This window comes from Treponema zioleckii (assembly GCF_014737315.1).
In the GTDB taxonomy this organism is placed as follows: domain Bacteria; phylum Spirochaetota; class Spirochaetia; order Treponematales; family Treponemataceae; genus Treponema_D; species Treponema_D zioleckii.
This window is the reverse complement of the sequence record NZ_JPUF01000019.1, coordinates 1-19,807: the sequence shown is the minus strand read 5'-3', so window position 1 is coordinate 19,807 and position 19,807 is coordinate 1. Positions and strand designations below refer to the sequence as shown.

The 19,807-nt window shown below is 42.5% G+C and carries 15 protein-coding genes; 5 read left to right on the top strand and 10 right to left on the bottom strand.

What is annotated here, in order from left to right; translation table 11 throughout:
• Position 1 precedes the first annotated feature (1 nt).
• The 8 genes from JI65_RS06595 to JI65_RS06560 all read right to left on the bottom strand — a co-directional run bounded on the left by JI65_RS06595 (position 2) and on the right by JI65_RS06560 (position 13,465).
• On the bottom strand, positions 2 to 1,831 hold the full coding sequence (locus tag JI65_RS06595) for a hypothetical protein (protein WP_191014587.1): 1,830 nt from the start codon (positions 1,829 to 1,831) through the stop codon (positions 2 to 4).
• Positions 1,832 to 2,078: 247 nt separating this feature from the next.
• On the bottom strand, positions 2,079 to 4,052 hold the full coding sequence (locus JI65_RS06590) for a glycosyl hydrolase 53 family protein (RefSeq protein WP_191014586.1): 1,974 nt from the start codon (positions 4,050 to 4,052) through the stop codon (positions 2,079 to 2,081).
• An 18-nt stretch (positions 4,053 to 4,070) separates the two neighbouring features.
• Positions 4,071 to 6,242, bottom strand: a complete 2,172-nt coding sequence (locus JI65_RS06585) for a beta-galactosidase (RefSeq protein ID WP_191014585.1) — start codon at positions 6,240 to 6,242, stop codon at positions 4,071 to 4,073.
• A 568-nt stretch (positions 6,243 to 6,810) separates the two neighbouring features.
• Positions 6,811 to 7,662: a sugar ABC transporter permease gene (locus JI65_RS06580; RefSeq protein WP_191014584.1), complete on the bottom strand. Its 852-nt coding sequence runs from the start codon at positions 7,660 to 7,662 to the stop codon at positions 6,811 to 6,813.
• Positions 7,659 to 8,915: a carbohydrate ABC transporter permease gene (locus JI65_RS06575; protein WP_191014583.1), complete on the bottom strand. Its 1,257-nt coding sequence runs from the start codon at positions 8,913 to 8,915 to the stop codon at positions 7,659 to 7,661. Before JI65_RS06575 ends, JI65_RS06580 begins: the two co-directional genes overlap by 4 nt.
• A 70-nt stretch (positions 8,916 to 8,985) precedes the next feature.
• Entirely contained in the window at positions 8,986 to 10,179 is a 1,194-nt protein-coding gene (locus JI65_RS06570; RefSeq protein WP_191014582.1) for a sugar ABC transporter substrate-binding protein, read from the bottom strand.
• Positions 10,180 to 10,204: 25 nt separating this feature from the next.
• Positions 10,205 to 11,227: a LacI family DNA-binding transcriptional regulator gene (locus JI65_RS06565; protein WP_191014581.1), complete on the bottom strand. Its 1,023-nt coding sequence runs from the start codon at positions 11,225 to 11,227 to the stop codon at positions 10,205 to 10,207.
• Between the two features lie 159 nt (positions 11,228 to 11,386).
• Positions 11,387 to 13,465, bottom strand: coding sequence for a methyl-accepting chemotaxis protein (locus JI65_RS06560; RefSeq protein ID WP_191014580.1), 2,079 nt, complete (start codon positions 13,463 to 13,465; stop codon positions 11,387 to 11,389).
• 318 nt (positions 13,466 to 13,783) lie between these two features.
• Between JI65_RS06560 and JI65_RS06555 the strand changes: the two genes are divergently transcribed.
• Complete coding sequence (locus JI65_RS06555) at positions 13,784 to 14,146, top strand: MGMT family protein (RefSeq protein ID WP_191014579.1); 363 nt, start codon at positions 13,784 to 13,786, stop codon at positions 14,144 to 14,146.
• Here the strand turns inward: JI65_RS06555 and JI65_RS06550 are convergent.
• Positions 14,138 to 15,481, bottom strand: a complete 1,344-nt coding sequence (locus tag JI65_RS06550) for a DUF4832 domain-containing protein (protein ID WP_191014578.1) — start codon at positions 15,479 to 15,481, stop codon at positions 14,138 to 14,140. The two genes, JI65_RS06555 and JI65_RS06550, sit on opposite strands and share 9 nt — an antisense overlap.
• Before the next feature lie 485 nt (positions 15,482 to 15,966).
• On the opposite strand from JI65_RS06550, the gene JI65_RS06545 reads away from it, so the two are divergent.
• Genes JI65_RS06545 through JI65_RS06535 form a run of 3 tightly spaced genes read left to right on the top strand, consistent with a single transcriptional unit; the run spans position 15,967 to position 17,247 of the window.
• Positions 15,967 to 16,761 carry an Rpn family recombination-promoting nuclease/putative transposase gene (locus JI65_RS06545; protein ID WP_191014577.1) on the top strand — a complete coding sequence of 265 codons (795 nt, stop codon included), beginning with the start codon at positions 15,967 to 15,969 and terminating at the stop codon, positions 16,759 to 16,761.
• 16 nt (positions 16,762 to 16,777) lie between these two features.
• A complete protein-coding gene (locus JI65_RS06540) occupies positions 16,778 to 16,993 on the top strand; it encodes a hypothetical protein (RefSeq protein ID WP_197971920.1) in 216 nt (71 codons plus the stop codon).
• 29 nt (positions 16,994 to 17,022) lie between these two features.
• Positions 17,023 to 17,247, top strand: coding sequence for a hypothetical protein (locus JI65_RS06535; protein ID WP_191014576.1), 225 nt, complete (start codon positions 17,023 to 17,025; stop codon positions 17,245 to 17,247).
• A 464-nt stretch (positions 17,248 to 17,711) separates the two neighbouring features.
• On the opposite strand, the gene JI65_RS06530 is transcribed toward JI65_RS06535, so the two are convergent.
• A complete protein-coding gene (locus JI65_RS06530) occupies positions 17,712 to 17,981 on the bottom strand; it encodes a helix-turn-helix domain-containing protein (RefSeq protein ID WP_191014575.1) in 270 nt (89 codons plus the stop codon).
• A gap of 145 nt (positions 17,982 to 18,126) precedes the next feature.
• On the opposite strand from JI65_RS06530, the gene JI65_RS06525 reads away from it, so the two are divergent.
• On the top strand, positions 18,127 to 19,807 hold a 1,681-nt coding region (locus JI65_RS06525), incomplete at its 3' end, for a site-specific DNA-methyltransferase (RefSeq protein ID WP_191014574.1).

The following is a 19,807-nucleotide window of genomic DNA, read 5'->3' as shown; positions in this document are numbered from 1 at the left end:
CTTACAAGTTCCAAATGAGACCAACGCTCACGCGGCTCTTGTATCTGCAATCATTTTCTTCGCCGCTAAGCTCGTTCAAGAGATAGCTTCTGTGAGTAGACAACTCGTTTTCTTCGTCCCAGCGTCGGAGAGTGTAATTGTTGTCCGTGTAAGGGAACATGCTGTAAGTAAAGTGCGTCCAAAGGCTAGGATGTCCCGGAAGCGGAAGATTGTTAACGCTTGCTCCGAGTGCGAATGCTGCAGGAACGTTCGTGTCGCTGTCGGTGTTGTCATCTCTGATTACCGAACCAAACGTAACGTTCAAGTTGTCCGTAACGTCAGAAGTAAGCATGATTGAATGGTAAGTCATTTGAAGCGGGTAAGATGAACCGCTTTCCCAGCTGCCATAAGTGCGCTTTACCGCGTAGCTCAAAACCGTCTTTTTTGCGAACGGAAGTGCATTCTCTGTTGAAAGCTCCACTCCGGCTTCGTCCAAGCTTTTTATAAAGTTTTTGTCTGCGTCCTGATTTTCAGAAAGTCTGTCAAAATTCATAACGCCGTAAAAGCCAACTTTCAAATTCTTTCCAAGAAGATTTGAAACGTCAAAGTCTGCGAATGGCTCAGTTCTGAATTTCAATGCGCCCTCATACTGGCTGTCCGTGTCGTTCAGCACATAAGTGAAGCCCTGGTCAAGTCCAACCGAAAAAGGCAATATTTCGTTTGCAAAAGATTTTTTTGCGTCAAGCTGTGTCGTCGCCGTATTCGCGTTGATGTCGTCGTAGTATGCGCCGTCGCTTCCCCAAACCGAGTTTACATTTTTTCCGGCAACGCTCTGCATAAGACTTGCGTTCCAAGAATCTGCCTTCCAGCCGATTCGGCCTGCGTAAGCCAAAGTGTCGCTTCCGAGTTTTAAGTCGTCAGTTCCGAATGTTCCGAGAAGATGAGCTTCAACCTTCAACTTTTCAAGCGGATTTACGGCAAAATAAGTTGAGAATGCGTTCGTGTTCGTTCGATTGTAGAAGAAAAGCTGCTCTTCCGTGCTGGAACTTCCGAATGTGAACTTTGCTTCGGCAAAATCTTTGTATTTTACGCCGAGCCAGTCGTAAGTTCCGTAAGTTCCGATTTTGTCGCTCAATGCAAGAAGTGCGTCAACTTTAAAATCGCCGAATTCCTGAATTGCAGAACCGTTTTTGAGTTCTGTATATCCGTTCCAAGATTTATAGTCGATTACGTTAAAGATTCCGTCAAAATGGCTCATTCCGCCGTCGCGGCCAAGGTCGCCATAACCGAGTCGGGTAATCACATACGGCGTGGTAAGCTCCACACCCATTTTCTTAAAATAGCCGAGTCCTTCGTCATTTCCGTTTTTGAACGGAGAGGCGAACATTGCAAAAACAGACTGGAATCCGTCGCCCCAAGTTACGTCAGGCACATTTGCGGCATAGGAATTTGCCTGATAAAGAGTTTTGTCAAAATTCAGCACCGAGATTTCAGAAGAAAGCAAGACGTTTTTTGAAACTTTTCCCCAGAACCACCAGTTTGCCTCGGTCTTCCAATGAGCGTTGTCAAACTCGTAGCCTTTTTTGGTGTGGTCGCTGATGTTACGAATCAAAGACTCTGTTACAGCCTGAGTTTCAAGCCAAAGTCCCATTTTCAAATCCTTAAATGGGCCAGCTGCGCTCTGGGTATTGTTTGCAGACTCTGCATTTGCGTTCCCGTTTGCAGTTGCGGCAAAAATCGCGTTCTTCAAATCTTCGTTCAAAGGCACAACAAAACCATCGTTAGCTTCCTGCGCAAAAAGCGAAGACGCAAAAAGTGCCGTGAGCAGAAGAATATATTTTGATTTTTTCATTTTTCCTCCAGCAGTATAAGGTGTTCGAAAAGCTGAAGTTTTCGAACGCCTCTAATAATAATCAGTAGACATTCCTATCTGTGCACCATGCAGTGCAGATGCTGAATCAAGGCGACCGCGAAAACGAAAGCGGTCGAGTTCAGCATGACAATTCTTTTTGGCATTCCCATAACAACAAGAATGCCTAACCGTCAGAATGTCCCACTCCAAACTTCATACTTCATACTTCATACTTCGTATCTAGTGTCTAATCCACTTTTACAAGCTCAATGTCGTCAAAGTTTCCCCAACAATCCGGGGCAGTGTCCAAATAGATTCCAACAGTAACAGCTCCCGAAGTTACAGGAATGCGGATTTTGTACTGTTTCCACTCGTTCCAGCCAGTGTTCGTGATTTTTGCTGTGATTTGCTTTTCTGTTCCGTCGTAGCCAGCCGCAAAAAGACGAATGTTTTTCTCGCCGCCACCGCCCATTGCCCAAACAGAAAGCTCGTAGGTGCCGTTTTCAAGCGCCGTAATTTTCTGCGAAAGAATAGAGCGGAATCCATTTGCAAGCCAGTACTTGTAAGTGAATTTTCCAGAGTGCGCGTTACCTTTGTTGTTTTCAAGGAAACTTGCGCTTGAAGGTCCGTTCAAAACCCATTTGCCGAATTTTCCGCTTTCAAACGAAGGGTCTAAAATCAGATTCGTTTTGTTTGAAACTTCAACAGTCGCTACTGCCTTAAAATCACTTCCAGAAACCGAACCTTCAACCAAAACTTTTCCGACTTTCTGATTTTTCCAGTCAACTTCGTTCCATTTTACGTCAGCCAAAGTTTCGCTGTCGCTCTTTAAAATCACTTTGATTTTTGAAGGAAGTTTTGGAGCTTCGCCGGGTTTTACCGTAACCTCAATTTTTTCCGCAACAGCATACGGGTCAGACGCAGTTCCGTTTTTAGCTTCGCCGCCCCAAACGTTTTTAACTTCGCCTTTTCCGCTAACGAGATTCCATACTGCCATTGAAGGAAGAACTTTTCCGTCAAAGCTGAACATAGCCTGATTTTCCCAAGTGTTTCCTTCTGTTGCAGAAAGATTCGCGCCTTTTGCCAAAATTGAGTCAGCTTCCCAGTAAAAAACGCCGCATCCGCCCTTTACGCTAGAAACCGTAGCGATAATGTCGCGAATCTCGGTCGCCTGTCCCTGAACGCTCGGCACATAACCGTGCGCATCATCAGAATAAATCTGGAACACGTTTCCCTGAGAATCGCCATTTTCCTCGGTAAAAGCATAAGCAGTCTCAACAACCGCCATTTCTTTTCCGTAACGCTTAGAAATCATCTCAAGATTTGCCTTCAAGTCGGCAAGAGAACCATGCCAGTACGGATAGAACGAAAGACCGATAATGTCGTATTCAATTTTTGACTTTTTAACTTCGTCAAAAACATATTTGTACAAATCCTGTTTTCCGCCGTCCGCAAGGTGAATTATGATTTTTATGCTCTCGCCCGCTTTTGAAGAACGAACGCCCTTAGAAGCGCGGTCCAAAAGACGCATAAATTCCTTCATTCCGCCGATTTTTTCTTTTGGATTCTCGCTCCAAGTCTGACCGACAGGCCACATGAATCCAGAGTTAAGCTCGTTTCCAATCTGAACGGAATCAGGAGCGCAACCTGCCGCAACAAAGCGGTCAATTGTCTCGCGGGTGAATTTTTCAACCGTGTCCTCAAGCTGAGCCGGAGTCAAATTTTTCCAGTCCTGAGGCATGTACTGCTTTCCAGGGTCTGCCCAAAAGTCAGAATAATGGAAGTCGAGCATGAATTTTAAGCCAGCAGCCTTTATCCTCTTTGCGATTCTAAGGTCAGTCTCAATCGTATTGTCTCCGCCGCCACGTTTTGAGCCTTTTTTTGCAATGAGCTTTCCGTTTTTGTCGTACTGATTCTCTTCGTAGGTAGGATTGTTCCAAAGCCTGATTCTAACGTAATTTACGCCATGCTCCTTCAAGATGTTAAAAATATCATCTTCTTCGCCGCGGACGTTGTAAAATTTTCCGCCAGACTTTTCAATCTGGTCAATCATGCTTATGTCAACGCCCTTCATAAAGTCTTCCCGAAGACCGTCAACTTTTTCAACAACAATTTTCTGCTTTATAGCCTCGCTGGCCTTTCCCGAAGAAAAAGCCGGCCCAAAGCTAAGAAGCATAGTTGCAAGAGCTGCAAATTTCTTCAATCGCGTCCCCCTAATCATATTTGCCTCCTAAAACTCTCAAAATTTTACAGTGTATTCTTTTCGCACAAAAACCGATTTGATTTTGCAAACTGAATCGCCCGAAATTTCTGGCCATTTCTCAAGATAGATTTTTGCGCCTTTTTTTAGCGGAAGGATTTCAAGTTCCAAATTCGCCAGGTTGATTTTTGAATCCGCGAACCGTTTTAAGCCGATTTCCCACGGAAAATCTTCCCCGACCCAAAAATTATCAAGAATCAACTTTCGCTCTTCCCCGATTTTTTCGTAAAGTTTTGCCCTCTCCCCAACGTAATCAATCGTTACGAACACGTCCGACACGTCATTTTTTCCGATTTGCAAAAGATACTCAGAAAGATTCAAAGCAATTTTTTTAGATGAATCAGAATCAGAAATCTCCTGCGCACCAACACGCATATTTAGCTCACCCGCGTCAACGGACTTTTCATAATATGCAAAGTCAACTTTCGGAAGTTTTAAAGCAACATTAAGATTCTTTGTGGCTCCCTTTTTAAATCCCTTTGGAATCTCAGCCAAATCCGGGTAAACGTAAAAACCGATTTTTCCGTCCGAACAAGAATCCGTTACAGTGATTCCGCCATTTTCGTTTTCAAACACATACGAAGAATCATTTGCAACAAAAATATGATTCTTGACTTTCCAAACGTTAAGCGCGTCTTTTCTCGAAAGCACGAGATATTTTGAATCCGAAGGTTGTTTTTCAAAATCAATAAAATCTTCTTTGTCAGAAACACTATTTATATAGAAGACAAATAGATTTTCTTGCTTTAAGGCGCACAACGGAGTCATCTCGGCCGAACGAATTTTTCCGTCGCCAAAAGTCATGTTGAACGGAAAGAAAAAGAAATCGCCATTTTTGATGTTCATTTTTGGAAAAGTCACTTTTCCGTCAGGCGAAGCGAACGTTACGTTTTCGTGGGATTTTAGCACCTGATGACGAACGTAATTGTTCACAAAAAGATAGCCTTTCGAGCCGTCCTCGCTGCATCTGTATGAATATCGCAAATTTTCCAAATTCTTTGGGTCAAGCGGATTATCCGAAGGAATTTCTGCCTTGAATGTGCAAAGTTCTTCTCCAAAATCCTTAGCAAAAAGACTGAGCAATTTTAACTCGCGGAGAGTGTCAGAAACCTGCCCGAATTCGCGGATTGGCGCCCTAAAGTCGTAAGATTTTACAGGAAGATCGTTTAAATATCCTGTATCTGTAGATTCCTGAAGCGTGGTAAGTTTGCCCTCCGGGTTCGTGCCGCCGTGATACATGTAGAATCCAAGAAGATTTACGCCGCTTCCGAGTTTTACCGTAGCCACGGCAGAAATGTCTTTTGCCAGCGCAATCGTTCGTCTGTGAGCCGTAACCTGCAAACCGCCGCCAAGTTCCGCCGTAAGGTACGGGAATTTTTTTATGTCGAACGTAACTCCGTAGCCAAATCCATGGTCGCTTCCAATGTTGTGGTCGTTCCGCTCATGGGTAAAAGTAAAGTTTCCGCTCGGTTCGATTTCTGTAATTCGCTGGTCCCACGGAGCATCGCAATATCCGCCCATAACAGGAATCATTCCGCCAGTCCAAGCACCGCCCCAGCCAGTCGCAGTGTACAAGGGCACTTTGAATCCAATTTCGCGCGCAATCAAAAGAAGTCGCTTCATGTGAGCTTCGCCAGCTTCTTTTTCGTAAAGCCCGCCACAATGACCGTATTCGTTTTCTATCTGCACACCGATTACAGTGTTGTCATCTTTGCCGTTTTCGTCGCACAAAAAGTCACAAGACTGCTCATAAACTTTTGAATAGAATTTTTTTACGACTTCAAAATAACGCTCGTCATTGGTGCGCGCCTCAAAATCCTTTTTTAAAAGCCAGTCAGGAAATCCGCCGTTACGAACTTCGCCGTGGCACCACGGTCCGATTCTAAGAAAAACTTTTACGCCGCATTTTTTTGCAGTCGCAAGGAATTCTTTTAAATTTCGCTCCCCGCTCCAATCGTATTCACCTTCAATCTCTTCGTGATGAATCCAAATTACGTAAGTTGAAACGACATCAACTCCGCCAGCCTTCATTTTGTTAAGTTCGTCCGCCCAGTATTTGCAAGGCACGCGGGAATAATGAATTTCGCCCATAATCGGGAACCATCGTTTTCCGTCCCGAATCAAACTCTTTTTATCGTATGTGTAGTTCATAAAATCTCCAAAAGAATCATATTTTTAGTGCAATCGGTTGCACATTTGATTTCCTAGCCTCGCAAAATTCATTTTCCGGGGCTAAGTATAAAATATGAAGTCTAAAAAAATCTGAAAATATAGTGTTTGCTTTATAAAAAAAACGCTATATCTAGCGTATACATAATGTGTTATAAGTTCTGAAAGTGGTTTCGACTTCGCTCAACCACCTCTAGAGCGTGTAAAAGCTCAGTTTTGCAGCATTCCCGCAAAATTGTTTCAGCATGACAGCAGTTTTTAAGCCGCCCAAACTCAAGTTTCCGCCTAAAAATTCCCTCCACCGCATGAGTTCAGAAGTTTTCTCTGGAAAACTTCTGGGGCGGGGCCATATAAACTTTCCGACAGGCACGTCAGTTTTTCCCACATTACCTTCAGCAGTTTTCTCTTGAAAACTGCTGGGCTGCGGCAAAATCTACTTTCTGTCAAAAAGCCCCCTCTACCGCATTGTATTCGGCAGTTTTCTCTAGAAAACTGCCGGGCTGCGGCAATGGTCAACTTTCTGTCTAAAAGTAAACTTTGCCGCAGCCTTTTATTCCTTCACCGCGGCTCCGCCAAAGCTGGTTACGAGGGTGCGCTGAGTAATCAGGAAGAAAATTACGAACGGAATCGCGACTACAAGGGAGCCGGCCGCAAAAATCGTAAATTCATTCTTTTTGTCAGAAACAAAGCTAAAAAGTCCTAGAGCCAAAGTCTGTTTTTCTACGCTGCGAAGAACCATTTTTGGGAAGATAAAATCCATCCACGGAGCCGTAAAACTCGTTATCCCCAAGAAAGTGATTATCGGGCGGGCAATCGGCAAAATAATCTGCCAGAAAATTCTAAAGTGCCCTGCCCCATCAATCCGGGCCGCTTCATCAAGATTCTTAGAAACCGTATCCATGTAGTTTTTTACGAGCCACGTGTTGTACGGAATATTTCCGGCAACATACACGAGAACAAGCCCCCACAAAGTATCAAGCCCGCCGATTCGACGAAGAATCACGTAAATTGCAATCATTCCCACAAAACTCGGAAAAATCTGCAAAATAAGGAGCGACATCAAAAATGATTTTTTGAATTTGAACTTGAATCTAGAAAAAACATAGGCCGAAAGCGAAGCTATTACGACCGTTGCAAGGCTCGTCTCAACCGAAATTATGAGCGTGTTCAAAAACCAACGTCCATAATCAGTTTTGGTGAACAACTCAACAAAATGCTCCAACGTAAAACCGTCCTTGAACGGAATAATATTGAGCTGAGCCATGCTGTTTCCCGGAGAAAAAGCTCCAGCAACAACGTAAACAAGCGGATAAAGCACAACGAATGAAATAATCACGAACAAAAAGTAAATTACGGCGCGGTTAAGCCCGTCAACAGTTTTCTGATAGTTTATCTGTCTCATAACGATCCCTCTTTATAAGCCTTTGTCTTTCTGAATTGGAAAATCGCAAACGGAGCAAGAACAATAAAAATCATAATTGCTATTACCGAAGCGTAGTTGTACTTCATCATGTTCATGGTGAGTTTATAAATCCAAGTTACGAGAATGTCCGTAGCACCAGCAGTCGTGATTGTAGTGTCAGGAACGTTCGGCGCACCGTTCGTCAAAAAGTAAATTGCGCCAAAGTTATTAACATTGTGGGCAAAACTCATAATGATGAGCGGCAAAGTCTGATACAAAACGAGCGGCATAGTGATTTTTGAGAAAATCTGCCGTTTGCTAGCTCCATCAATTCTCGCAGCCTCGTTCATATCCTCGCTGATTGCAGTCATCGTTCCCATCGCAAGAAGCATAAAGTATCCAAAGCCAGCCCAAAGATTCACGAGAATACACATGAACTGGGCAAGATGCGGACTTCCAAGCCACGGTATCGGCTCAGAAATTATGTTCAGAGCCAGCAAAGTTCTGTTTATAATTCCGAAAGAGCCGTTTAAAAGATTCTTCCAGACCAGCATTGAAACAACTCCAGGCACAGCATACGGAAGAATAAAGATGAATCTAAAAATCGGTGCGATTCTCACATGGATTTCTTTTAGCTGAACTGCGATTATGAGCCCGCCAAAATAACATGTAAAAGTTGCCATAACGGCCCAAACCAGCGTCCAGACGGCAACCCGAACAAATCCGCTCGACCAGTTCGTGTGCCCGCCTATAAGTTCTTTAAAATTCTGCAACCCAATCCAGTCAACCGTATTATTCGCGGGCAAGTGAGCCGGAGCACTATAATTCGTAAAAGCCACCGCAACGCTAAAAAGGAGCGGTACCACTACGAACACAAGAACAAGTATGAATCCAGGAGCAAGCCCAAAAATCGGGAAAGAACTTGAAAGCGTTGAATCAAGGGAAGCCTTCTGATTCTTAAAGCGTCCCGTCCTGCAATATTCCTCATAACCTTTCTGCGCACTTTTTACGCTGAGCCAATAAACTATTGCAAACACGATGATTATGGCCAAAAAGAGAATACCGTCAATCATCATAAAAACAGAATTGTCTCTTTGTTTTATAGGAAGTTCCGGATGCGGACTTCCAAGAGTCACCAAGTTTATGAGCTTACGCACCGTCACCGGAAGCAACGCCAAAAAGCCAAGCTCACAAATGGCAAAAAAGATTCCTTTTATGTAATCCTTCAAAAAAATCAAATGCGAAAGTCCCATAAAAACAACCGCAAATCTTTTATTTTTTTTGAATCCGTGCCGTTCCTGTCAAGTTCCATACACAGTCTCCCTATTTTCCAGTAATCGCCATGTTGCAGGCATCAAGTTCTGATTTTACGTCAGCTCCATCCCAAATATTTTTGCTGGCACTGTTCATTGCGTCCCAATAAAGCTTCATCTCCGGAATCGAAGGCATCGGGAACGCATAATCAAGCTGCGTCAAAAATCCTTTTAGATACGGCCGGTCAACTTCCATTTTTACGCTAGGAAGCGCACCCGTAATTTCAAAACGAAGTTTCTGCATTTCATCGCTCATAAGGAATTCTGCAAAATCACTCGCCTCTTTCGGATAATCCGAATACGCCGAAACGAACATTGCACGAGTTCCGCTGAACGACGCCGCAGGCTGATTGTTTCCAGGAAGAGCAGGCAAAGGAGCAACGCCAAAATCAATTCCGGCATCGGTAAAGCCCTTTACGTTCCAAAGACCGGTAATATACATTGCAACCTGTCCCGCCTGAAAAGCCGCGTCAAGGGTGGCAGAATCCAAATCGGAAGCCGGTACATTAAGAACAGAGCGGAGTTTTTTAAAGAAAGTCATGCCCTGTATAGATTTATCTGAATTTATGTTGGAATGCTCGCGGTCTGTTCCGCTCTCGCCAAAAAGCCTGTTTCCCTCGGAAGTCGTAAAAATAATCGTGTAATATCCCGCCCCGACTTCCATCGTAAAACCGAATTTCTCAGGATTCTTTTCTTTAAATTTCTCGCACCACTCAAGAAGCCCTTCCCACGATGTAGGAACTTCGTCGTCACTTATTAAAGCCCGGTTGTAAAAAAGCGAATAGGTTTCGGCCGAAACAGGATAGCCGTACATAACGCCGTCATACGTGAGGGCTTTTACGCAAGAAGCAAGGGCCTTTTCTTTTACAAAAGCCGGATTTTGATTTGCCAGCACGTGACCGCCAATCGCAAGGATTCCCAGAGAATCGTGAGGCGCCGCAAAAACATCAGGACCAACTTCCGCAGGACCGTCAAGAATCAACTGGCCAACGGCATCGCCAACTTCCACGTTCACGAATTTGATTTTGATATTCTCGTGAGTTTTTTCATAAATCTCACCGGCACGCTTTATAAACTCATCAGGACCGCGAGTTGACTCCCAGACCGTAAGAGTAATTTTTCCGTCCGATGCCTTTTTCTCGTTGCAGGAGACAAACGGAAGAACCAGCAAGACTGAAATCAAAAATCGAATAGCTTTTTTCATTCAAAATCCCCTTTTATTTTTGCGCTCAAGTAGACTCGCGCATTTCATACGAACATTCAACGTAATTGTTTTTTTCTATCTCACACTCAACGCCATCTTTAGCTGAAGAAAGAAGTTTTAGCGCAACCTCGCCAGCCTTTTCACCAAGACCGAAGGCATTAACACGAAGCGCGCTAATCCCCGGACAGTTTGATTCAAGGATTATGCTGTCATGGAACGAGGCGAGCATAAAATCCTTGTCCTCGCCAATCGAAAAACCATGTTTTCTTGAGATTTCAAGGATTTTTGAGCAAACCACGTCGTCAGAACAAAGAATCAAATGCCAGTCTTTTAAGTCAAATTCAGTGCCGATATCCAAATAATTAGAGCAAACCGCGTATTTTAAATTCTTCTCAGTCAAATTTTCCATGCCGGCAAGAAAACCCGAAAGACGATTGTTGTTTGCCACAATGCCGAGCGAGCCGCACACAAAAAGCACCCGACCGCCGTCGCAAACTTTTTTTGCGCACATTTCGGTAAATTCCTCGCAGCACTCTTTCATCCGCGAGTCAACATGAAAAACGTCGTCCCCCGCGCCAGAACCAATGACCACAAACGGTAAGCCATATTCCCGAACGATTTTTAGATTTTTGTCCTCCTGCAAAAGCTGCGTGAGAATAACACCGTCAACCCTATGATTCGTGAGCAAACTTTCCAAAAGTTCGTCGCCGCCATTGTCATTCGTCATGCAAACAAGCACGCTATAGCCCTGCTTTGCCGCGCTCGTAACAATTCCAGAAAGACATTCATGGAAGAACATCATCTGCACCGCCGTAGCTTCAAGCGGCATTACCACCGCAAGATTCAGCGTTTTTTGCCCCGCAAGCGCACGTGCCACAAGGTTCGGCTTGAATCCATGCGTTTTGGCAAACTGCTGAATTTTTTCGCGAGTTTCTGCACTAATCCGTTTGGAATCAGCCAACGCACGCGAGACAGTGCTTTTTGCAACTCCAAGCTCAAGAGCAATATCTTCCATCGTGTAATTTTTATTGTGCAATCGGTTGTCCATGTTTTTATTATGCAATCGGTTGCACAAATTGTCAAAATAAAATTTCTTTATTTTTAGCAAATTTTTAATATTTTAGGGGGTGACGCAGATGAACGCAGATATGTTCAAGAAATATCTAATTTCCCACAACTATCTGCGTTAAAAATCTGAAAACTTATATTAAACTTTGAACTGCCCGATTTCGTTCCCGATTCTTTCGATTGAATCGTTCATTTGGGTGGCAATGCCCATTAAAGCGTTTCCGGTCTCATTTATTTTTCTTGCACCGGCAGACATTTCCTTCATGCTAACATCAATAACGCTAGTCGCCTCCTGAAGGTTATGAACCTCGTCAAGAATTGCCTTGTTACCGATTGCCATTTCGCTGGAAGCCGTTTTTACTTCTATAGTGCTGTTGTTCATAACGTGGAGCGCGTCTCCAATCTGCCTAGAACCTACAGTCTGCTCCGCCATTGCGGCCTTTATCTGCTGAACAAGCTGGTCAGTCTCGCCTATTTTTCTTGAAACTATGCTGAACGCAACGCTAGATTCCGCACTAGCAGCAACGACGCTGCTAATCGAATCCTTAATATTGTTGAGCTGCTCACCAATCGTGCGCGACTGAACACTTGAAGTCTCAGAAAGTTTTCGGATTTCGTCTGCAACAACGCTGAATCCCTTTCCGGCCTCGCCCGCATGAGCCGCCTCAATAGCTGCATTCATTGCAAGAAGGTTAGTCTGTTCCGCAATCGCAGAAATCGCCGCATTAGCCTCCTGAAGCATATTCGACTGGTTTTCAATCTGATTTACGCGGTCATTAACGTCCTGCTGCTTTTCGTAGCCCACCTGCGCATTTCTCTGCAACTCATCGAACGACAAAGCCATTTTGTCAACGGACTGATTTACGGAAGAAATATTTCCAATCATTTCCTCAACCGCCGCAGATGCCTGAGAAACTTGCTGAGACTGATTCTGAATCATAATCTCAAGGGACTCGATATTCGAAGCAATCTCGTTTACAGCCCCCGCCGTAAGCTCAACGCTCGAACTCTGGTTCGCAATATGAGAATGCACGGTATCGATATTTGAAATAATCTGTATAATCGAAGTGGCAGTGTCTTCCGCACTCGCATTCATGTTCTCGCCAGAAATGTTAAGCTCGTTCTTGGCAGTGAGAACGTCAAAAATGATTCCCTGAAGCTTGTCACAGAAAGTGTTGAATCCGCGAACAACATCGCCAATCTCATCTTTTGAAGCAATTTTGATTCTTTTTGTCAAATCGCCGTCACCAGTCGCAATTTCAGAAATTGATTTTTTTAACTCTTTGAGAGGACGCATGTTGCGCGAAACAACCAAAATTGCAACAAAGTTCGCAAATACAAGTACAATCAACGTAACAACCACAAGAATCTGCACGAGCGAACGAAGGCCGCCAAAATATTCAACATACGGAGCCATACAGAAAACCGCCCAATCACAGTTGTCGCCTACAGGACGGTATGAAGCGACCATATATTTTGCTCGCCGTGGCTCAAAGAAAACTTTGTAAGTGTCAATTCCAGCCATCGCATCACAAATCGCCTCGTACATCGCTCCCTTTGTAGAGTCGCGCAAAATCTGACCTTTTGCAGGATATTTTGGATTTGCATCAGCAACCGTGCGCCCAGACTTCATATTGATAATGAACGGATGGCTTTCCTGGCCAATGAGAGTTTCCGCACACATCGTAGAAAAAGCCTCGCCTTTGTAAATAGCAACCAGCGCACCAGAAAAATTACGATTTTCGTCATAAACCGGAACCGAGAAGAAAACCTGCAAATCCCCGATTGAAGGGTCTGAAATATAATTGTTTCCGTTCAAGGCAGATTTAAAATATTCCTCGCCACTAACAGACTCAATCTCGCCGTCCTGAGAAAATGAAACGCCTTTGTTATCCACAAAAAAAAGCCGATTAAGATTTTTATTTGAATTCGTTATTCTTGCAAGGATTTCATTTTTCTCCTGAATTTCCATCTCATTCGACATGATGTACGGCTGCCCAGAAATCACATTCAGAATAGAAAAGATTCGTTCATTCTCTTTGTAAACGACATCCGCAAAACGCTTTGAATTTGACTTTAAAACTTCCTCAACGGATTTTTCAATTGAAGGCTTTGAAATCTTGTAAGAAATAAAAACCAGCAATGCATTTGAAAAAACAACAATCGCCACAATCAGAGAAATAAGTTTTGCCCGAAGACTGTTAAATCCAATTTTCATGTATCACCCCATGAGTTCTGCTTTTAGAAAAAAACTTTCAAAATTTGACTTTTTAATCATTATAAAATTCAGATTATAAAATATTATGAAAAACAGCAAAAAAACTATGAAAAGTGTTGAAAATTATTGAAAAATCTTGAAATTCAACCTATAAATTACAGTCGTTCCGAAATTGTTTCGAAATCCATAACAGCAGATGCTGAATCGAGTTCAGCATGACGGCATTCGCCATAAAACTCTACAACTAGCTTCGGCCAATCTGCAGTTATCAGTGTTTATCTGCGTCAAAAATCTGAAAAAATCACCGAAACTAAAAACATGAACGACATTCTGCCACAAAAAAAATCAACTCTCGCACAAAAAATCTATGCCGCAGTAAGGCAAATTCCCCGCGGAAAAGTCGCCACTTATTCGCAAATTGCCGCCCTCGCGGGAAACAAAAACCTGCGCCGCTACGTTGGGAACGTTCTACACAAAAATCCCAGCAACGAACAAACGCCCTGCCACCGCGTAGTGAACGCAAAAGGACTCTGCTCCGCAAATTTTGCCTTTGGCGGAGCAAATGCCCAAAAAGAAAAACTCGAATCAGAAGGAGTCGAATTTACGCAAAATCAAATCGACATGAAGCGATTCTGCATTTCGGAAGAAGATTTTGAAGTGATTCGACTCGCACTAAAGTGAATCTTTCAACGATCCGAGCGAAAGCCAGCCTTTTAAATCCTTGTCCTGCTCCTCATTCGAAAATGAAACAGGGTAACCGCTTCCCATTGGATTCGGAATTCCCAAAAGAACCGTGCAGCCTTCCGCAGAAGAAACTGTCTTTGAAAATTCGAACGTTTTCGTGTTGTCGGGAAAAATCGTCCGAATGTCCCAGTCCGTCTTAAACGACTCAATAATCTTGCCGTTCTTTAAAAGCGCGATTTTTACAGGCCACTTGTAATAAAAAGGTGCAATTCCGACATTTTTTATCGAAAGAGAAATTTTTAGTTCCGAGTCAGAATACGAACACGACGAAGAAAGCACCGTAAAGTCATAGCCCAAGGCATTTGAAGCTGCAAGAATCAGCTCTTTTTTCTGATTTGACTCAAAAGCCTTGCCGCACAAAAGCGAAGAAACGTGAAATTCTTCGATTCGCTTTTTATATTTTGAGAAGACTGAACTTTTTCCGCACTTCGAAATAAAATCACTTTGAAGCCCAGGCGCGAACTCCCCGGTTATCATGGAGTCTTTCCAATGATCCCAAAGCGATTTTTCGGTATTCAGCATTTCCCTAAAATATTCATCATCAGAATCACTATAAACCATGTCGTTGTAATAGCCCAACTTTGGATGCGAAGAAACGCCCGGATGACTCGGAGAACGCACAGAAATACAGGTTTCTGAAAAACTGTCAGAAAAAGCCTTAAAAAATCTCTTCCAAGTCGCATCGCTCACTTTTGCCTTTTCTTTCTCTGCAATTTTTTCGCAATAATAAGTGTGCTGCTCGCCCCAATGACCGATTATTCCCGTCTCAATATTTGCGATTCGCACATCACCGTCGTAATTTTTTGCAAGTTCTTTTATAAAAAACTCAATTTGACCGAGCAACTTTTCGTCGTTGTAATCAGGAGAATATCCCGTGTAGCTTCCATCCGTGTAGTTGAATTTTTTTACGGACGAAAGAAACTCTGGAAGATACAACCCCGTTCCCGTATCATCGATTATAAACCTTACGATTGCCTGATGCCGACGCTTTTTAGCGTCTTCAAGTTTCTTTTCCAAAAACGAAAAATCACATTTGTTTTCGGCAACAAGAACTTTATTAAACGGAATCGGAATATATTCCAAACTGCACGGAACGCCATTCTCCGCGTCCCCTTCCCACGTGGCAAAACCTTTTAACGGCTGGGCCGTTTGAACTTTTGAATATGACAAAATCTCAGGTTCAACTGAAAACGCTTCCTCAAGGGTGCACGAAATTCCCCAAAACCAAGCAAATGTCGTTAAAAACAAAAATAAGCTATGTTTTTTCATCATAAAAAGCGATTATAATAAAATTTTAAAAATATATGTAGATTTTTTTGAAAATTTTTTACAATGTTTATCTGCAATTTTCATTCACCACCTTCATTCCTAGCTAGTCCCAGAATCTCAAAAGATTAAAAAAACTTGAATTTTCGCTTGCATTCTGCCAAAGCTATGATAAGATTAAATCGTGGTCAGGAAAGAGATGAGGACTTACACCGGCTGCACGAAAAGGAGGCGTTATGCAATTTCCGACAAAGATAGCCGACCTTTTTAAGGTCTTGATTCAGATTTGATTTTAATGCTGACGGCAGCTAAGCCGATACCTTTTGAATGTCATTCGGGCAACTTAAAGCCGAATTTAGACAACATACAAACCACCTGTTTTAGGTGGTTTTGCTTTTTTAAAGCCCTTGTCCGAAAAGTTTTCAAGCCTCCGGATAAGCTCCAAGAAAATCAATATGGTCTTTTAAGTATTGTTGTTGTATATTATAAGCATGAAAGAATCGAGGCTGATTAAACCGATTGAAGAACTTGTGTTCACTGATGATTTTATGTTCGGTGCTGTTATGCGAGAACCTGAAATCTGCAAAGGAGTTATTGAGCGGCTTTTGCGAATAAAGATTGACCATATCGAATATCCGGAGCTTCAAAAGTCAATAAGCCCTTTTTATTCGCGGAAAGGCGTTCGGCTTGATGTGTACGTCGCCAACTCTGACAAAGTTTTCGATGTGGAATGTCAGTCATACAAAGTTGAGAGCATAGGAAAGCGAACTCGATACTATCAGAGCATGATTGACATTGACAGCTTGATGAAAGGCGCGGATTATTCTGAACTCAAAGAAAGCTATGTCATTTTCATCTGCATGGACGATCCGTTCGAAGCCGGACTTCCAGTGTACACTTTTGAACGGAAATGCAGCGAAAATGAAAGCGTGGAATTAGGGGATCAAACACACCATTTGATTTTTAACGCGGCGGCTTACGAAAGTGAAGATGATGCAGAAATAAAAGATTTTCTTTCTTTCGTAAAGAAAAACAAAGCAGAATCTGATTTTACAAGGGGGATTGCAAATATGGTACAGACAAAGAAATTCGAACAGTCGTTTGTAAATGAATATCTTGCATGGAATCTCCACGACAGAGATGTTGAGCGCAGAGGTAGACAGCAAGGCATTATCGAGGGGGTAAAAACGACAGCTCGCAATGCTCTTGCGATGGGATTAACTATTGCTCAAGTTTCTCAAATGACAGGGCTTTCTCTGTCTGAAATAGAGAAATTGAAATCCTAATTTTGTGATTGCAAATATGGTACAGACAAAGAAATTCGAACAGTCGTTTGTGAATGAATATCTTGCATGGAATCTCCACGACAGAGACGTTGAGCGCAGAAGCAGACTTGAAGGCAAACTTGAAGCAAATATTGAAACAGCTAGAAGATTAAACTCATTGGGATTTCCGCTGGAAACTATCGCACAAGCGACAGGATTATCGATTGAGACCGTGAAGCAAATACTTGGCTAAATGATTTTACAAGCGGGATTGCAAATATAGTGCAGACAAAGAAATTCGAACAGTCGTTTGTGAATGAATATCTTGCATGGAATCTCCACGACAGAGACGTTGAGCGCAGAAGCAGACTTGAAGGTAAAATAGAAGGAAAACTTGAAGCAAATATTGAAACAGCTAGAAGATTAAAGTCCCTGGGGATTCCGCTAGAAACTATAACACAAGCGACAGGATTATCGATTGATACAGTGAAGCAAATTCTTGGTTAAACGATTTTACAAGCGGGATTGCAAATATGAGGTCGAATATCGAGTTTTTTTAATCAGCTTAAAAAATGCGTCCACTACCAGAAAAGCGCGTCTTTTTTGTCATGGCTGAAGGCAATAGGAATCCGACTGAGCTCGTTTCAGCCTTCGCAACACAGTTGCTCGGAGAATCGCTAAAAACCTGTCTCACAGGTTTTTCCGGCAAAGCCGTCGCTCCCTACTTGCGAACCTTCAGAAATGCCTTACTCAGTTTTGCTTTGCAAAAATGATAGGAACGACAAAACAATTTTTATGAACCATGCATAGAATACTGTCGTTCCCCTTTTCTTCCCGTTACCGCATTTTTGGGGTCTAGTTTTGAAACTCGAAATTGAGCCTATGATTCACAAAGTGAGGCTTTCTCCGCAAAATAATCGTACAAAACAAAGGACTCGCCGTTGGTTGAAATGTTTTTGCAGGGCGTTTTTCTACAATCTTCTCTCCACGAATTCCTCAATCTGCGGGATGAGCTCCGTTCTGAGAAGATTTTTCGTGTTCGAGACGGTTGTTGAGGCGTTGCGCAGGAAGAGGTCGGCGGGATGGATTTGGAGAGCAGCGGCGATTTTTATAATATTATCAAAAGATGGTTTTGCTTTTCCTGATTCAATATTTCCTATCATTCCATTTGAACTATTAGCTTGGATTGCCAATTCTGATTGGCTTAATTTTCTTTGTTCACGGTAATACTTCATATTCATGCGAAAATCGTCGAAAAAATTTTCCATACACTCATATTAATTGAGTATTTATTTTGAAAATCTAATTTAATGGAGTGATAATACCGATATACTTTATACATTGGAGTAACACTTCTTATTTACTCCGTTATATAAGGAAAACTTAATGTCTACCAACCTGTCTAAACAAAAACGCGAAGACTTGCTTAATAAAATAGAAGAAATCAGAAAATTCCTGAAAACAAATCTCTACGACGAAAATGCCCGGAAACTCACGGACTACCTAGGCGAACTTATTTCAGAAATCAAGGGTCAGAAATACGGGCTTGTGTTTGAGGAGCACAAAGAAGCGATTGACGAAAAACTTGAAAACAATCTGCCTGTTCTGACGGAAGAAAAAGAGCTGTTCGTCGGCAACGGCGGCGAGATGAACTTTTTGCTTGAGGGCGACAACCTTGCATCTCTGAAACTTCTGGAGAAAACACACAAGGGCAAGATCGACGTGATTTATATCGATCCGCCATACAATACAGGCAACAAGGACTTTATCTACGACGATGATTTTGTAGATTCCGCCGATTCGTTTCGTCATTCAAAGTGGCTTTCTTTTATGGAAAAAAGATTGCGCATTGCTCGTGAATTGCTGAGCGAAAAGGGCGTGCTTTTTATTTCAATTGATGATAATGAGCAAGCAACATTAAAAATCCTCTGTGATGAAATCTTTGGGGAAAATAATTTTGTCGGAAACTATATTTGGCGGAAAAAATATGGTGGTGGGCAAGCCGTGGATTATTTCTCAACAGAACATGAATACATTTGTGTTTACAGGAAAACTGAACAAATGTTTTGGCGAGATGAAACTGTAGAACGTTCATCAAAAGAATTTAATCATTCAGATTCCAATGGAATTTTCAAAACAACAAAATTAGCAAAATGGGGAAATACCTCACGAAAAGAGGATAGACCAACAATGTATTTTCCAATAAAAGCCCCAGACAATTCAGATTGCTTTCCAATTGCTCCTGACGGAAATGATGGACGTTGGCGTATTGGAAAGGAAAAAATGAAAATTCTTGAACAGAATAACTTAATTCATTGGGAGCAAAAAGAAAATAAATGGATTCCTTACGAGAAAGAATATTTTACAGGACAAACTAAAATCATAAAAGATCGAAGTATCATATATGATGTTGCAGAGACAGGCGACGGCTCAAATGTGTTAACAGAAATCTTTAATACTAAAGATAAATTCTTAAATCCAAAACCGGTCGAGATAATTGCAAAATTATTGAAAAATGTATCTGAAAAAAGCCATTCCTCCACTATTCTCGATTTTTTCGCAGGCTCTGGCACAACTGGGCACGCTGTTCTCAAACTCAATGCAGAAGACGGCGGGCATCGCAAATTCATTCTTTGCACGAACAACGAAAACGGCATTTGTCGCGACATCACCTACGAGCGTCTAAAAACGGTTATCACTGGCGAACGCAAAGACGGCTCAAAATATTCTGACGGACTTTCAGGCTCGCTCAAATACTTCAAAGTGGATTTTGTTGAAATCACGGAAAAAGAATACTACGAATACGCCGACAAATTGCTTTTGCACGTTCGCGAGCTTGTGGAACTTGAAAACGCCGTGGACTTTGAGCATAACAAGGCGGTCGCCATTGTGCTGACGGAAGAGGAGCTGGAAGAGTTTTGTAAAAAGATTGTCGTAGAAAAGCCACCTGTGGTGGTATATCTTGGGCACGATGTTCTGCTTTCAAAAGCGCAAAAAGAGCTTTTAAAGCAAAAAGAAATCTCCGTCAAAATCATTCCGCAATATTACTATCCAGAGTTGAACGGCT

What these genes read in the sequence shown, in the direction of transcription:
- JI65_RS06595 (WP_191014587.1), bottom strand. Translation starts at nt 1,831, where the DNA reads ATGAAAAAATCAAAATATATTCTTCTGCTCACGGCACTTTTTGCGTCT.
- JI65_RS06590 (WP_191014586.1), bottom strand. Translation starts at nt 4,052, where the DNA reads ATGATTAGGGGGACGCGATTGAAGAAATTTGCAGCTCTTGCAACTATG.
- JI65_RS06585 (WP_191014585.1), bottom strand. Translation starts at nt 6,242, where the DNA reads ATGAACTACACATACGATAAAAAGAGTTTGATTCGGGACGGAAAACGA.
- JI65_RS06580 (WP_191014584.1), bottom strand. Translation starts at nt 7,662, where the DNA reads ATGAGACAGATAAACTATCAGAAAACTGTTGACGGGCTTAACCGCGCC.
- JI65_RS06575 (WP_191014583.1), bottom strand. Translation starts at nt 8,915, where the DNA reads ATGGGACTTTCGCATTTGATTTTTTTGAAGGATTACATAAAAGGAATC.
- JI65_RS06570 (WP_191014582.1), bottom strand. Translation starts at nt 10,179, where the DNA reads ATGAAAAAAGCTATTCGATTTTTGATTTCAGTCTTGCTGGTTCTTCCG.
- JI65_RS06565 (WP_191014581.1), bottom strand. Translation starts at nt 11,227, where the DNA reads ATGGACAACCGATTGCACAATAAAAATTACACGATGGAAGATATTGCT.
- JI65_RS06560 (WP_191014580.1), bottom strand. Translation starts at nt 13,465, where the DNA reads ATGAAAATTGGATTTAACAGTCTTCGGGCAAAACTTATTTCTCTGATT.
- JI65_RS06555 (WP_191014579.1), top strand. Translation starts at nt 13,784, where the DNA reads ATGAACGACATTCTGCCACAAAAAAAATCAACTCTCGCACAAAAAATC.
- JI65_RS06550 (WP_191014578.1), bottom strand. Translation starts at nt 15,481, where the DNA reads ATGATGAAAAAACATAGCTTATTTTTGTTTTTAACGACATTTGCTTGG.
- JI65_RS06545 (WP_191014577.1), top strand. Translation starts at nt 15,967, where the DNA reads ATGAAAGAATCGAGGCTGATTAAACCGATTGAAGAACTTGTGTTCACT.
- JI65_RS06540 (WP_197971920.1), top strand. Translation starts at nt 16,778, where the DNA reads ATGGTACAGACAAAGAAATTCGAACAGTCGTTTGTGAATGAATATCTT.
- JI65_RS06530 (WP_191014575.1), bottom strand. Translation starts at nt 17,981, where the DNA reads ATGAATATGAAGTATTACCGTGAACAAAGAAAATTAAGCCAATCAGAA.